This window comes from Achromobacter veterisilvae, assembly GCF_900496975.1.
GTDB classification, from domain to species: Bacteria; Pseudomonadota; Gammaproteobacteria; order Burkholderiales; family Burkholderiaceae_B; genus Achromobacter; species Achromobacter veterisilvae.
This window is the reverse complement of sequence record NZ_UFQC01000005.1, coordinates 28,000-42,923: the sequence shown is the minus strand read 5'-3', so window position 1 is coordinate 42,923 and position 14,924 is coordinate 28,000. Positions and strand designations below refer to the sequence as shown.

The window sequence follows — 14,924 nt, the reverse complement described above, 5'->3', positions numbered from 1 at the left end:
GAGTAGCGGCGTAGGATGGGTGAAGCGCGAGAGTCCTTAAGCAAGAACGACAGCGCTGAACGCGCGCAACCCATGCGGCCGTGAGAAACCGGCGCCCGGCATCGGCCGACAACAGCCGATTGCGACCGCATGGGTTGCGCGCGCTGGATGCTGGGGTTCTTGCTTAAGGACTCTCGCGCTTCACCCATCCTACAGCCAACCGGATTTGCGGAAGCGCCAGTACAGGACGGAGCACGCCGTCGCGATGGCGCCCAGGGTGACGGGATAGCCCCAGGGGGACTTCAGTTCGGGCATGAATTCGAAGTTCATGCCGTAGATGCCGGCGATGGCGGTGGGCACGGCCAGGATGGCGGCCCAGGAGGCCAGCTTGCGGGTGGTGTCGTTCTGCGCCGCCTGGCCGATCATCAGGCTGGCTTCGAAGGCGAACGCCAGGGATTCGCGCAGGGAATTGAACAGTTCGTCCACGCGCAGCACGCGGTCGGCCACTTCGCCGAAGTACGGGCGGGCGTGCTCGTCCACGGCCGACATTTCCACGCGCGCCAGCCGGCGGCAGATCTCGGCCAGCGGCGACACCACCGTGTGGATGCGCAGCAGGTCGCGCCGCTGCCGGTACAGCCTGCGGATGTCGGAGTCCTTGGCGCCCCGGATCAGGAGCTTCTGCTCGGCGCCCTCCACCACCGTCTCGATCTTGCCGGCCGCCGCGACGTAGCGGTCGACCAGCCAGTCCAGCAATTCGGACGCGACGTAGTCGCTGCCCCGCTTGAGAAGATCGGGCGAGGCCTCCAGCCGTTCCCGCAGGGGGCTGTGGCCGGCGGTGGCGCCGCGGCGCACCGTGACCAGGAAACCGTCGCCGATGAGGAACTGGGTCTCGCCGAAAATGGGCCGTTCGGCCTCGACCTCCACCGTGATGGCGACGATGAGGATCATGTTCCCGTAGTCGATGATCTTCGGCCGCCGGTGGGCTTCCAGCATCTCTTCCTGGTTCTTGTCGCAGGCGCCGAGTTCGCGCGCGACCCTGGCCAGCAGTTCCGGACCGGGATTGCGCAGGCCGATCCAGAGCATGCCCTGGTCCCGGCCGACGTACTGCGCGACCTGGTCGATGGGAACCTCGCGCTCCCGCCGTCCGTTCACGTAGGCGATCGACGCCACGACCTCGCGCGTCGTCGGGTCGGCGGCACGTTCTTCAGTAGACATAAACACCCTCGGGCAATGCGATCCCTGCCGGACAGCTTGTAGGTATCGGGCGATGATAGCCCGTTCTACGAGAACAGGCTGCGCACCCGCCGGGCCACGTCCACGCTGGGCGCCTGGGGCTCTTTCGGCGCGCCGCGCCCCGCGGGCAGGTCGGGCAGCTTGGGCAGGTGGTCGAACAGCGGCAGCATCGCATTCGAGATATAGCGGGTCCGCGAGCCGTACACGTGGCGGTCGCCCATGCCGGTCTGCTGGTGCACGTAGAAGCGCTGCGGCACGATGAGCTGCAGGCGTTCCTTGGCGCGCGTCATCGCCACGTACAGCAGCCGGCGCTCCTCTTCGATTTCTTCCGCGGTGCCGGTGCTCATGTCGGACGGAATGCAGCCGTCCACCGCGTTCAGGACGTAGACCGCCTTCCATTCCTGCCCCTTGGCGGAATGGATGGTGGACAGGATCATGTAGTCCTCGTCGCGCAGCGGCGCGCCCGATTCGTCGCTGGTGGCGTCCGGAGGATCCAGCGTCAGTTCGGTCAGGAAGCGTTCGCGCGACGGGTAGCCCGAGGCGATGCGCAACAACTGGTCGAGATCCGCCCGGCGCACGCGCGCGTCGTCGTACAGGCGCTCCAGTTGCCCCGCGTACCAGCGCAGGGCCAGGTCCGCGTCGGCCGGCCATTTCAATCCCGGATCGCACAGCGCCGCGTAGGTATCGGCGAAGCCGCCCCATTCTTCCTGCGCGGCCGCGCCCGGCTTGAATTCGCGCAGCGCGCGCAAGGGTTCCGCCGACGCTGACATGGCGTCCATGAGCTTGCCCGCGGTGGCGGGGCCGATGCCCGGCAGCAGTTGCGCCACGCGGAAACCCGCCATGCGCCCCCGCGGATTCTCGGCCCAGCGCAGCAGCGACAGCAGGTCCTTCACGTGCGCGGCCTCCAGGAAGCGCAGGCCGCCGAACTTCACGAAGGGGATGTTGCGGCGGGTCAGCTCCAGTTCCAGCGCGGCGCTGTGGCTGGAGGTGCGGAACAGCGCGGCCTGCGACTTGAGCGCGGCCCCGGCTTCGCGTTGCGCCAGCACCTGGTCGGCCACCCAGCGCGCCTGCCCGGCTTCGTCGCTGACCGTCACCAGTTCGGGCAACTGGGACGACTGGCGGTCGGTCCAGAGATCCTTGGCGTAGCGCTCCGTCGCCAGGCCGATGACGGCGTTGGACGCGTTCAGGATGGGCTGGGTGGAACGGTAGTTGCGGTCCAGCGTGATGACGCGCGCGGGCTTGGGGAACTGGGCCGGAAAGTCGAGGATGTTGCGCACGGTGGCCGCGCGGAACGAATAGATGGACTGGGCGTCGTCGCCCACCACGGTCAGGCCGCGCCCGTCGGGCTTCATCGCCAGCAGGATGGCCGCCTGCAGGCGGTTGGTGTCCTGGTATTCGTCCACGAGCACATGGTCGAAGCGCGCCCCCACGTCGGCCGCTATCCCGGGGTCCGACATCATCTCCGCCCAATAGAGCAGCAGGTCGTCGTAGTCCAGCACCTGCTGGTCCTGCTTGGCCGCGACGTAGCCGCGAAACAGGTTCTTCAGTTCCTCTTCCCATTGGGCGCACCAGGGAAAGGACGTCTTCAGCACGTCGGCCACCGGGGTCTGGCTGTTGACCACGCGCGAATAGACGGCCAGGCAGGTGCCCTTGAGCGGAAACCGGGATTTCGTGGAAGACAGGCCCAGTTCATGGCGGACCATGCCCATCAGGTCCTCGGCGTCGCCGCGGTCGTGGATGGTGAAGGCTTCGGACAGGCCGATCCGCTGCGCGCAATCGCGCAACAGCCGCGCGCCGATCGCGTGGAAGGTGCCGGCCCAGGGCAGCGACGGCGGCTGCTGCGTGGCGCGCAGGTTCATCACCCGCTGCAGCACCGACCCCACGCGCCGCTCCATTTCCAGCGCCGCGCGGCGCGAGAACGTCAGGAGCAGCATGCGCTGGGGATCCGCGCCGTTCAGGATCAGGTGCGCGACCCGGTGCGCCAGCGTATTGGTCTTGCCCGAGCCCGCTCCCGCGATCACCAGCAGGGGGCCGTCGTCCCCGGGCGCGCCGGCCACGCCAAACTCGGCGGCCTCGCGCTGGGCGGGGTTGAGGTCGGCTAAGGGGTCGGGACGGTTGGAATCGGACGGGGACGGCAGGCGGGTCGGGTCGGACATGGAACAGGGCCGCGCACGGCGGCCTCGGGAAATAACGAGCCGGGGCGTTGCCCGGCTCTGGATGAACACTGTATATTTATACAGAATTTTTTGACTTTCGTCCGATGCGCCTCCTGACCGGCACCGCCTCCTGGACCGATCCCACCCTGCTGGCCTGCGGACGCTTCTATCCGCCCGAGGCCCGCAGCGCCGAAGAACGCTTGCGCTTTTACGCATCGCGGTACGGGATGGCCGAAGTGGATTCCAGCTTCTATGCCCTGCCCACCGCGGAAAACGCCTATCTGTGGGACCAGCGCACGCCGGACGGATTCGTCTTCAACATCAAGGCCTTCCGGCTGTTCACCGGGCACCGGACGCCACTTGCCGCGCTGCCGGCGGATATCCGGCGCGAACTGGGCGATAGTCCCGAGGCCGCCCTCTATCACGACCAGATGCCCGAGGATCTTCGCGGCGAACTGTGGCGCCGGTATCAACTGGCGCTGGAGCCCTTGCGCATGCCCGGCAAACTCGGCGCGGTGCATTTCCAGTTTCCGTCCTGGATCCGGCGCGATGCGCGCGGGCGCGCGCGCGTGGCCGATTGCGCGCGGCGCATGGAAGAACACTTGATCTCGGTGGAGTTCCGGCATCGCAGTTGGTTCGAGACCCCCGCGGCCACGGCCGATACGCTGGCGTTCGAGCGCGACCTGGGCGTGGTGCACACGGTCGTCGACGCGCCGCAGGGCTTCGACAACACGGTGCCCGCCGTCTGGGAAAACACGCATCCGGAGCTGACCCTGCTCCGCCTGCATGGCCGCAACGCGGCCGCGTGGAACGCCGCCGGCGCGGCGTCCTCGGGACGTTTCCAGTACGAATATTCGGAACAGGAACTGGCGGAACTGGCCGAACGTTTTTCCCGCCTGGCCGCGCAAAGCGCCCAGGCGCATGCGGTGTTCAACACCAACTTCGAGGATCAGGGCATGCGCAACGCCGCCGCCTTCGCCTCAGCGCTGCCGCGCTTTTGATCCGCGGCGGGCGCGCGCGCCACCTCGGCCAGGCTTTCCAGCAGCACTTCGAATTTGCGCGCGATCTCGTTCTCGGGGACGCAGGCGTAGCCCAGCAGCAGGCCGGGCCGGCGCCCTTCTTCATTGACGTAGTAGCGCGACAGCGCGCGCGTCAGCACGCCCTTGCCGCGCGCCACGTCCACGACGCGCAGGTCGTCCATGTCCCGCGGCAGGGTCAGCACCAGATGCAGGCCCGCCATGCTGGCGTCGCGATGCAGCCAGTCGGGGCCCAGCCGCCGTTCGATCAGGTTGACGAGCATGGCGCGGCGGCGCCCGTACAGCATGCGCATGCGGCGGATGTGGGCGGCGTAATGGCCTTCCGAGATGAAGGTGGCCAGCGCGGCGTGCGTCATCAGGTGGCCTTCGCGGTAAAGCTCCGCGTGCGCGGCCTGGAACGCGGCCGTCAGGGCCTTGGGCAGCACCAGGTAGCCGACCCGCAAGCCCGGATACAGCGTCTTGCTGAACGTGCCCATGTAGATGACGGGCGCGTCCGGCTCCAGCCCCAGCAGCGAGGCGATGGGGCGGCCGGAAAAGCGGAATTCGCTGTCGTAGTCGTCCTCGATGATCCAACTGCCGCTCTGGCGCGCCACCGCCAGCAACTGGCGGCGGCGCGCCAGCGACATGACCGGGCCCAGCGGATACTGGTGCGACGGGGTGACGAAAATGAAGCGCGGCGGCGTGGCGGCGGTCTCGGGCAGCCGCATGCCCTCTTCGTCCACGGGCAGGTGCACCGTGCGCAGGCCGTTGGCCTGCAGGATGGTGCGGGCGCCCCAGTAGCCCGGATCCTCGACCCAGGCCGTCTCGCCGGCCTCGCCCAGGATGCGGGCGGTCAGGTCGATGGCCTGGTGCGAGCCCTCGGTGATGATGATCTGTTCGGGGTCGCAGTCGATGGAGCGGGTCAGCGCCAGATGCTGCGCCAGCGCCTCGCGCAGCGCCGGCAGGCCGCCGCCATAGGCGTAGGTCAGCAGGTCGGGCGAGGGATTGCGCCACAGGGCGCTGAAAATGCGGCCGAACTTCTTGTGCGGGAATTCGGTCAGGTCGGGCACGCCGGGCATGAAGGCGCCCCATTGGTAGGGCGAGGCCGACGCGCCGTCGACGATGGCCGCGCCGCGCGGGGACAGCGCCGGGCGCGGCTGGGCCGGCGGCGGCTGGCGCCGGCGCCGGCCGCTGGCCAGGTAGGAATCCGGGACGGAGGCGTTGACGAAGGTGCCGTTGCCCTGGCGGCTGCGGGTATAGCCTTCCGCCAGGAGCTGGCTGTAGACGTGGACAACCGTATTGCGGGCGATGCCGAGTTCGGCCGCCAGGTCGCGCGTGGCGGGCAGCCGCGAGTCCGCGGCGATGGCCCCGTCCAGGATCGCTTCCCGGATGCCCTGGTACAAGCGCTTGTTCATGGGCTCGCCGGACCCATCGGCCAGGCGCAGCAGCAGCAAGTCACCGACGATGGAACGCAATTGGTTCTACCTGATTTATCAAAGTGGTTCCCACAAATGGGGCCATCGTAGCATTAAATAGGGTTTATTACCGCCGGGCCGCCCCCAGGTAAAAAACGCCCCCTCGGGGGGCGGCAAGCCGAAGGCGCGGCGTGGGGTTTTTTTACCGCCCATCATGCTCTGCGAGGCTGAGATGAAGAATCAGGACCTGAATACCCGCCGTTCCCTGGCCACGCCGCGTGGCGTCGGCGTCATGTGCGACTTCTACGCGGTGCGCGCCGAAAACGCCACGCTGTGGGACGCCAACGGCAAGGAATACATCGATTTCGCGGGCGGCATCGCCGTCCTGAACACCGGCCACCTGCACCCCAAGGTCAAGGCCGCGGTCTCCGCGCAACTGGACAATTTCACGCACACGGCCTACCAGATCGTGCCGTACGAAGGCTATGTCTCGCTGGCCGAGCGCATCAACCGCCTGGCGCCCATCGACGGCCTGAAGAAGAGCGCCTTCTTCACCACCGGCGTGGAAGCCGTGGAAAACGCCGTGAAGATCGCGCGTTCGGCCACCGGCCGCTCGGGCGTCATCGCCTTCTCCGGCTCCTTCCACGGCCGCACCATGCTGGGCATGGCGCTGACCGGCAAGGTCGCCCCCTACAAGCTGTCGTTCGGCCCGATGCCCGGCGACATCTATCACGTGCCGTTCCCCAACGCCACCCAGTCCATCACCGTGGCCGATTCGCTCAAGGCGCTGGACCTGCTGTTCAAGTGCGACATCGACCCCAAGCGCGTCGCGGCCATCATCATCGAGCCGGTGCAGGGCGAAGGCGGCTTCAACATCACCCCGCCCGAACTGATGACGGCGCTGCGCAAGGTCTGCGACGAGCACGGCATCCTGCTGATCGCCGATGAAGTCCAGACCGGCTTCGGCCGCACCGGCAAGCTGTTCGCCATGGAACACCACGCGGTCCAGGCCGACCTGATCACGATGGCCAAGAGCCTGGGCGGCGGCTTCCCGATCTCGGGCGTGGTCGGCCGCGCCGACGTCATGGACGCCCCGGCCGCGGGCGGGCTGGGCGGCACCTACGCCGGCAACCCGCTGGCGGTCGCCGCCGCGCACGCCGTGCTGGACGTGATCGCCGAGGAAAAGCTGTGCGAACGCGCCGACCAACTGGGCGACAAGCTGCGCGCGCACCTGGAAGGCCTGCGCGCCAAGGTCCCCGGCATCGCCGACGTGCGCGGCCTGGGTTCCATGGTCGCCCTGGAGCTGAACGATCCCGCCACCGGCAAGCCGGACGCGGAAGCGGTCAAGCGCGTGCAAGCCCGCGCCATCGAAAAGGGCCTGATTTTGCTAAGCTGCGGGGTGTACGGCAACGTCCTGCGGTTCCTGTACCCCTTGACCATTCCCGAGGCCCAGTTCGATCGCGCGCTGGCCATCCTGTCCGAGGCGCTGGCGGCCTGACGACCGGGGCCTGAGCATCCGATTTCCGGCGGGCAGGCACAAGCATTGCGGGCGTAGCGGTTTCCGGCTCGGCCATCGAGCCGGAAAACCCGCGGCGCCCGCAAGCGTTTCCCGGCCGGCCGCATTCCATTCAAGGAGACTCCAACAATGACTGCACTGACCCAACCCCTGGCGCGCCCCAATCTGCTGCGCGACGCCTGCTACATCGACGGCAAGTGGGTGGGCGCCGGCGACGGCCCCGCCATCCCCGTGGACAATCCCTCCACCGGCAAGACCATCGTGTCGGTGCCCAAGCTGGGCCGCAAGGAAGCCGAACAGGCCATCGCCAGCGCCGAGGCCGCCCTGCCCGCCTGGAGCGCCAAGACCGGCAAGGAACGCGCCGCGATCCTGCTGAAGTGGGCCCAGCTCATGGTGCAGCACCAGAAGGACCTGGCCGCCATCATGACGTCCGAACAGGGCAAGCCCGTGACCGAAGCCGCCGGCGAAATCGCCTACGCCGCCTCGTTCCTGGAGTGGTTCGCCGAAGAAGCCAAGCGCATCGACGGCGACATTCTGCAAAGCCCCAAGGCCGGCCAGCGCCTGATGGCGCTCAAGCAGCCCATCGGCGTCACCGCCGCCATCACGCCCTGGAACTTCCCCGCCGCGATGATCACGCGCAAGGTCGGCCCCGCGCTGGCCGCCGGCTGCACCATGGTCGTCAAGCCGGCCCAGCAGACGCCGCTGACCGCGCTGGCGCTGGCCGTGCTGGCCGAGGAAGCGGGCGTGCCCGCGGGCGTTTTCCACGTCATCACCGGCAGCTCGCGTGAAATCGGCGCGGCGCTGTGCGAAAGCGACGTGGTCCGCAAGCTGAGCTTCACGGGCTCGACCGAAGTCGGCCGCACGCTGATGGAGCAATGCGCGCCCACCATCAAGAAGCTGTCGCTCGAACTGGGCGGCAACGCGCCCTTCATCGTGTTCGACGACGCCGACCTGGACCGCGCCGTGGACGGCATCCTGGCCTCGAAGTACCGCAACGCCGGCCAGACCTGCGTGTGCGCCAACCGCATCTACGTGCAGGCCGGCGTCTACGAAGAGATCGCCAAGCGCCTGGTGGCCAAGGTCGAGGCCATGAAGGTGGGCGACGGCTTCGCCGACGGCGTCACGCAAGGTCCGCTGATCGACAGCAGCGCCGTGGAAAAAGTGCAGGAACACATCGCCGACGCCACCGCGCACGGCGCGAAGGTCATCGCCGGCGGCAAGCCGCATGCGCTGGGCGGCACGTTCTTCGAACCGACCGTGGTGCGCGACGTGACCCAGTCGATGCGCTTCGCGACCGAGGAAACCTTCGGCCCGGTGGCCCCGCTGTTCCGCTTCGATACGGAAGAGGAAGTCATCGGCATGGCCAACGACACCATCTTCGGCCTGGCCGCCTACTTCTTCACCCGCGACTACGCCCGCATCTGGCGCGTGTCGGAAGCGCTGGAGTACGGCATCGTCGGCATCAACACCGGCATCATCTCCAACGAAGTCGGCCCGTTCGGCGGCGTCAAGCAATCCGGCCTGGGCCGCGAAGGCTCGAAGTACGGGATCGAGGAATACCTGGAGATCAAGTACCTCTGCGTTGATTTGGGGGGGTGAGTTCTGGGGGGGTGTCAGACACCCGGGTGGGGCTGCCTTGGTTCGTGAGGCTGTCTCGTACGGGTGTCTGACACCTGATCTCGTTCAGCGTCTGACGCCTGGCCGTCCCGGTGTCTGACACCCGTACGAGACGCCCTTACGGGCTGACGCGAACCTTCCCGGGTGTCTGACACCAGCCCATCCCGCCAGGCATGGTAGATTTGCCCGTTCCCCAGATGAGCAGGCCCAGCCCGTATGAGCAGAACCTTTACCCGCGAGGACACCCGCCGGCTTGCGGCCGTTCTGGCCGAAACGGCGCAAACGGAGGTCATGCCGCGTTTTCGCAACCTGCCGGAAGGCGCGGTGCGCGGCAAGAGTTCTCCGCGCGACCTCGTGACCGACGCGGACGAAGCCGCCGAGCGCCTCATCGCGGCGCGCCTGTCCAAGCTGCATCCGGGCGCCGTGCTGATCGGCGAAGAAGCCTCGGCCCGCAACCCCGCCTTGCTGAACATGCTGGTCGACGCCGACCTGGCCTTCCTGATCGACCCCATCGACGGCACCCGCAATTATGTGGCGGGCCTGCCGCTCTTCGGCATGATGGTCGCCGCCTGTCATCGCGGCGACGTGATCGCCGGCGTGATCTACGATCCCCTCAACCGCGACAGCGCGCTGGCGGTGCGCGGCGAAGGCGCGTGGATGGAGTACGAGAACGGCCGGCAGGTCCCACTGGCGGTGGCCAGCCCCGCGCCTCCCGAGGACATGGACGGCCTGATCGCCACCGGCGCCCTGCCCGAGCCGCTGCGCACGGCCGTCAACGGCAACCTCTCGCGCCTGGCCAGCACGGCCTCGCTGCGCTGCGCCGCGCATGAATACCGCATGCTGGCCGCCGGGCACTGCCACGTCGCGCTGTACAACCAGTTGACCGCCTGGGACCACGCGGCGGGCTGGCTGCTGCACCGGGAGGCCGGCGGCTACTCGGCGCACTTCGACGGATCTCCCTATAAGCCCACCCATCGGACCGGCGGGCTGCTGTACGCGCCGGACGCCGGCAGTTGGCATGCGGCGCGCAAGGCGCTAATGGGGGACGCGGCAGAGGCCGCGGAGGCTTGACAGATCCGCCCCGGGAAAGGTCCAAAAATCGGGGTTATCCCTAGGAGTTATCCCCAGTTCCTGTGGACAACCCTATGGAAAGGTCTGTAACAGCGTAAAAAAATCCTTGCGGGGCAAGCACTTGCTTAAACCGGTCAAAAACCGGCCGGCGGCGGCGGCCTTCCGCCCGCCCGTTACAGGGCATCCAGCGCCACGGCGCAGGGCAATTCCACTTTCAGGGTCAGCATGCTGTCGGCGCGGGTGCGGCCCAGGTTGATCGCCGCGATGGGCATGCCGTTGCGCGCGGCGGCGGTCACGAAGCGGTAGCCGGAATACACCATCAGGGACGACCCCGCCACCAGCACCGCGTCGGCGCCCATGAGGCCCGCGTTGGCGCGGTCCACCCGCGCGCGCGGCACCGTCTCGCCGAAGAAGACCACATCCGGCTTGACGATTCCGCCGCAGTTCGGACAGGGCGGCACGCGGAACCGGGTGAAATCCTCGCCGTCCAGGTCCGCATCGCCGTCGGGCGCGTCCGTGGCGTCCAGCAGCGTCCAGTCCGGATTGCCGTCCTGCAGCGCCTCCTGCCATGCGTGGCGCCCGCCGCGCCAGTCGCAGGCCATGCAGCGCACCTGATCCAGCCTGCCGTGCAGGTCCACGACCTCGCGGCTGCCGGCGGCCTCGTGCAGGCCGTCCACGTTCTGCGTCACCAGCAGCGCCACGCGGCCGCGCGATTCCAGCCGGGCCAGCGCCCGGTGCGAGGCGTTGGGCTGCACGTGGCCGAAACGGCGCCAGCCCACCATGCTGCGCGCCCAGTAGCGCGCGCGGGCCAGGTCGCCGCCCATGAAGGTTTGCAGCGTCATGGGCGGCTTGCGCTTCCATTCGCCTTCGGTGTCGCGGTAGTCGGGAATGCCCGAATCGGTGCTGACGCCCGCCCCGGTCAGCACGAACAGCCGCGGGTGGCGGTCGATGAAACCGCGCAGCGCGGCCAGATCCGAGACTCGTGTATCCATCCTGACTCCAATGCGGCCGCCCCGGGTGCGCGGGGCGGCACCCGCGGGCAGCGGCGTTCAGCCGCCCAGGCCGCAGTCGGGCATGTCGCTGACCAGGCTGGCCTGGGTGACGTTGCTGCCCGGCGGCACGCTGCGCGTGAGCCAGACGTTGCCGCCGATGGTCGAGCCCTTGCCGATCGTGACGCGGCCGAGAATCGTGGCGCCAGCGTAGATCACCACGTCGTCTTCGATCAAGGGGTGGCGCGCCAGGCCTTTCTTGAGTTCGCCGTTCTCGCCGGGCGGGAAGCGCTTGGCCCCCAGCGTGACCATCTGGTAGAGGCGGACTCGATCGCCGATGATGGCGGTTTCGCCGATCACGACGCCCGTGCCGTGGTCGATGAAGAAGCTGCGCCCGATAGTGGCACCGGGATGGATGTCGATGCCCGTGTCGGCGTGGGCGATCTCGGCCACCATGCGCGCCAGCACCGGCACGCCCAGGCGGTACAGGACGTTGGCCAGGCGGTGGTGGATCATCGCCGCCACGCCCGGGTAGCACAGCAGCACTTCATCCACGCTGTGCGCGGCCGGATCGCCCTGGTAGGCGGCGGTCACGTCCAGGTCCAGCGCGGCGCGCACGCGCGGCAGTTCGGCGCCGAACTGGCGCACGATCTCGATGGCCCGCTGCCGCGTGCCCGAGGACGCGGCCTGCTCGGGCCGGCCCACGTACTGGAGTTCCAGACAGACCTGGTGCAGGAGCGCGTCGAGCGCCGCGCCGATGGTGTGGCCGACGTAGAAATCCTCGACCTCCTCGCGCAGGTCGATCGGCCCCAGGCGCATCGGGAACAAGGCGCCACAGAGTTCCTTGATGATCTGGCGCAGGCTTTCCAGGGACGGGAACTCGCGCAGGCCGGCGTCCTCGCGCAGGCGGCCGCGCGGGCCGCGCCACGCGACCCGCGCTTCGCGCAGGCCGGACACGATGCTGTCCAGGTTCCAGTGGGCCGGCGCAATGTAGGTGGGCCCGCTCATCGCCGGAGCTCCGGCCGGGCGCCGGCCGCGCCGGCATACGGGTTGAAATCGAACATGGGAGATGCCTCGCTGACGGTGTATCGTCCCGGCGGCCTGGCCGCCGGGCAATGCTGCTTCGCAATATTCCCGTCAACTGTAACCGCTCGCGCCCGTTTCGCGGAATCCTTCCGACACGGCGTAGGGGTTTATGTCCCGGCCTCCGGCTCGTAGCCCTGGGGGTTGCCCTGCTGCCAGCGCCAGCCGTCCGCGCACATGGCGTCCACGCCGTGCGTGCTGCGCCATCCCAGCAGGGAGGCCGCCAGCGCCGGATCGGCCCACATCCGTTCGATGTCGCCAGGGCGCCGGGGCTGCGGCTGCAAGGGGATCCGGCAGCCGTTGACGCGCTCGAAGGCCCGCACCAGTTCGAGCACGCTGGTGCCCTGCCCGGTTCCCAGGTTCACCGCCACGAAACCGGGGTGGCCCTCCGAATACGCCAGCGCCCGCACGTGGCCCTGCGCCAGGTCCATGACGTGCAGATAGTCGCGCACGCCGGTGCCGTCGGCCGTGTCGTAGTCGTCGCCGAAGACGCGCAGGAAAGGCTGGCGGCCCACCGCCACCTGGGTGATGAAGGGGAACAGGTTGTTGGGCGTATCGCGCGGGCTTTCGCCGATCTGCCCGCTGCGGTGCGCGCCGATGGGATTGAAGTAGCGCAGCGTCACGGCGCTGAAGGCGGGGTCGGCCGCGCAGACGTCGCGCAGTATCTCTTCCACCATCAGCTTGGTGCGCCCGTAGGGGTTGGTCGGCGCCAGCGGATGCGCCTCGGTGAAAGGCAGGTATTGCGGCTCGCCATAGACCGTGGCGGACGAACTGAACACCAGCCGCGCCACGCCGGCCTCGCGCATCGCGCGAAGCAAGGCCACCGAGCCCCCGACATTGTTGTCGTAGTACTTGAGCGGGTCCGCGACCGACTCGCCCACCGCCTTGCTGCCCGCCAGGTGCAGCACCGCCGCCACCGGCGCGCCGCGGGCCGCAGAGGCGGCCAGCACCGACTCGACCAGGCCCGGGCTGCGGATATCCCCTTCGACCAGCGGGATCTCCGCGCCGCACAGGCGTTCCACCCGGCGCACGGCCTCGCGGCTGCCGTTGCTGAAGTCGTCCAGCACCAGCGGGCGCTGGCCGGCCGCCAGCATCGCCACCAGCGTGTGCGTGCCGATGTAGCCGGCGCCGCCCGTCACCAATACATGCAGGTCCGGCATGGGCTGACCTCCGCCGTCACAGATGCGCGGCCACGCCCGGCACCCAGGCATGGCGCGGACGCGGCGCCTGCGCATGGCTGCGGTAGCGGTCGATCCAGTACGAGGTGGACGCGTCGTGCCCCCAGTCCACCAGGCCGGCCGACACCGGCACCGCCAGTTCGCGCTCGATGCCGGTGGCCAGGCGCTTGCCCAGCTCGACGCCCCATTGGTCGAAGGGATTGATGCCCCACACCACGCTCTGCACGAACACCTTGTGCTCGTACAGGGCCAGCAGCGCGCCCAGTCCGCGCGGATCCAACTGGCGCAGCACGATCAGGGAGGACGGCCGCCCGCCCGGGTGCACCATGTGCTGCGCCAGGCTCAGCGCGCGCTCCTGGTCGTCGATGTGCGCGACGTCCATCAGCGCCTGTTCCAGGCATTTGCCACGCAGCAGGGCCTGGCGCTGCGCCAGGCAGTTGGCCAGCAGCATGCGGTGCGCGTCCGGGCTGTCGGCATGGCCCTGCAGGCTGGCGATGAAGTCCACCGGCGCGCCGTCCTCGCTCTGGTGCAGCCACTGGAAAAAGGTGTGCTGTCCATCGGTGCCCGGCATGCCCCAGATGATCGGCGCGGTCGGCACGCCGACCGCCGCGCCGTCGCCCGCGACCCGCTTGCCCAGCGATTCCATCTCCAGTTGCTGCAGGTAGGTGACCAGGTGCAGCAGGCGCGCGCTGTAGGCGGCGATGTTCAGGGAGTTGTGCCCCAGCACGCTGCAATTGACCAGCCCCGCCAGCGCGAGCTGCACCGGCGCGTTCGACGCGAACGGCGCCTGCTGGAAATGCTGGTCCATGGCTTCGGCGCCCGCCCGCATGCCGATCAGCACCTCCGCGCCCACCGTCAGCGCGATGGACAGGCCCGCCACCGACCAGACCGAATAGCGCCCGCCCACCCAGTCGCACATCTTGAAGACCTGGCTGGAAGGCACGCCCAGCGCGCGCGCGGCCGACGCATTAGCGGTGACCGCCGCCAGGTGTTCCGACACGTCGGCCACGCCGCCGTGCTTGAGCCACGCGATGGCGGCGCGCGCGTTGTGCAGCGTCTCGGCGGTGGTGAAGGACTTGGAGGACACCACCACCAGGCAGCGGCGCGGGTCCAGCCCCGCCACGGCGTCGTGGAAGGCATGCCCGTCGATATTGGACACGAAGCGGATCTGCCGGCGCTGCGACGGCCCGCCGAACGCCTGGATCGCCAGGCGCGGCCCCCAATCGCTGCCGCCGATGCCGATGTGCAGCACCGTGGAGAAATCGGCGGCCTGGTCCAGCTTGCGGACGAAGTCCGCCATGCGCGAATACTCGCAGACGGAATCCGCGTCCTGCCCGTCCGGCTGCTCGCGCGTGCGCCCGGCGCGCAGCGCCGTGTGCCAGGCCGGCTTGCCTTCGGTCCAGTTGACCGGCTCGCCCGCGAACAGCGCGCGGCGCGCGTCCGCCAGCCCGCGCGCCTGCAGCAGCGACTGCGCCGCGGCGTCCAGCGCCGGGGACTGCCGCTGCATGGTCAGATCCACGCACAAGCCCGCCGCCTCGATGACCTTCAGCGCGCCGGCATCCAGCTCGGCGGAGTGCGCGGCCTGCGCAAACGCCAGCCACTCCGGGCTGTCCGCCAGCCCGGAATTCGCCCTCAACGCCTCAATCGCATATTTGGCCTTTCCCATCGCGT

General features: G+C 69.0%; 11 protein-coding genes. 4 read left to right on the top strand and 7 right to left on the bottom strand.

What is annotated here, in order from left to right; genetic code table 11:
• Window positions 1-189 precede the first annotated feature (189 nt).
• Both AVE30378_RS05735 and AVE30378_RS05730 read right to left on the bottom strand, forming a co-directional pair.
• Window positions 190-1,194, bottom strand: coding sequence for a magnesium and cobalt transport protein CorA (locus AVE30378_RS05735; RefSeq protein ID WP_129239809.1), 1,005 nt, complete (start codon window positions 1,192-1,194; stop codon window positions 190-192).
• A gap of 65 nt (window positions 1,195-1,259) precedes the next feature.
• Entirely contained in the window at window positions 1,260-3,368 is a 2,109-nt protein-coding gene (locus AVE30378_RS05730) for an ATP-dependent helicase (protein ID WP_129239808.1), read from the bottom strand.
• Between the two features lie 104 nt (window positions 3,369-3,472).
• Between AVE30378_RS05730 and AVE30378_RS05725 the strand changes: the two genes are divergently transcribed.
• Window positions 3,473-4,369, top strand: coding sequence for a DUF72 domain-containing protein (locus AVE30378_RS05725; protein ID WP_129239807.1), 897 nt, complete (start codon window positions 3,473-3,475; stop codon window positions 4,367-4,369).
• Here the strand turns inward: AVE30378_RS05725 and pdxR are convergent.
• Window positions 4,318-5,859 (bottom strand): MocR-like pyridoxine biosynthesis transcription factor PdxR, encoded by a 1,542-nt coding sequence (pdxR, locus tag AVE30378_RS05720; RefSeq protein ID WP_353851447.1) that lies wholly within the window; start codon window positions 5,857-5,859, stop codon window positions 4,318-4,320. The two genes, AVE30378_RS05725 and pdxR, sit on opposite strands and share 52 nt — an antisense overlap.
• A gap of 172 nt (window positions 5,860-6,031) precedes the next feature.
• On the opposite strand from pdxR, the gene AVE30378_RS05715 reads away from it, so the two are divergent.
• The 3 genes from AVE30378_RS05715 to AVE30378_RS05705 all read left to right on the top strand — a co-directional run bounded on the left by AVE30378_RS05715 (window position 6,032) and on the right by AVE30378_RS05705 (window position 10,003).
• Window positions 6,032-7,297 carry a 4-aminobutyrate--2-oxoglutarate transaminase gene (locus AVE30378_RS05715; protein ID WP_129239806.1) on the top strand — a complete coding sequence of 422 codons (1,266 nt, stop codon included), beginning with the start codon at window positions 6,032-6,034 and terminating at the stop codon, window positions 7,295-7,297.
• Window positions 7,298-7,444: 147 nt separating this feature from the next.
• Window positions 7,445-8,914 (top strand): NAD-dependent succinate-semialdehyde dehydrogenase, encoded by a 1,470-nt coding sequence (locus AVE30378_RS05710; RefSeq protein ID WP_129239805.1) that lies wholly within the window; start codon window positions 7,445-7,447, stop codon window positions 8,912-8,914.
• A 234-nt stretch (window positions 8,915-9,148) separates the two neighbouring features.
• The gene (locus tag AVE30378_RS05705) at window positions 9,149-10,003 is read left to right on the top strand and encodes an inositol monophosphatase family protein (RefSeq protein ID WP_129239804.1); all 855 of its coding nucleotides are present in this window, start codon (window positions 9,149-9,151) and stop codon (window positions 10,001-10,003) included.
• A gap of 173 nt (window positions 10,004-10,176) precedes the next feature.
• Here the strand turns inward: AVE30378_RS05705 and AVE30378_RS05700 are convergent, their stop codons facing one another.
• The 4 genes from AVE30378_RS05700 to pgi form a co-directional block, all read right to left on the bottom strand.
• On the bottom strand, window positions 10,177-10,995 hold the full coding sequence (locus tag AVE30378_RS05700) for an NAD-dependent protein deacetylase (protein WP_129239803.1): 819 nt from the start codon (window positions 10,993-10,995) through the stop codon (window positions 10,177-10,179).
• 57 nt (window positions 10,996-11,052) lie between these two features.
• On the bottom strand, window positions 11,053-12,000 hold the full coding sequence (gene epsC / locus AVE30378_RS05695; RefSeq protein WP_129239802.1) for a serine O-acetyltransferase EpsC: 948 nt from the start codon (window positions 11,998-12,000) through the stop codon (window positions 11,053-11,055).
• A gap of 185 nt (window positions 12,001-12,185) precedes the next feature.
• A complete protein-coding gene (gene galE, locus AVE30378_RS05690) occupies window positions 12,186-13,235 on the bottom strand; it encodes a UDP-glucose 4-epimerase GalE (RefSeq protein ID WP_129239801.1) in 1,050 nt (349 codons plus the stop codon).
• A 16-nt stretch (window positions 13,236-13,251) separates the two neighbouring features.
• Entirely contained in the window at window positions 13,252-14,919 is a 1,668-nt protein-coding gene (gene pgi / locus AVE30378_RS05685; protein WP_129239800.1) for a glucose-6-phosphate isomerase, read from the bottom strand.
• Window positions 14,920-14,924: the final 5 nt, after the last annotated feature.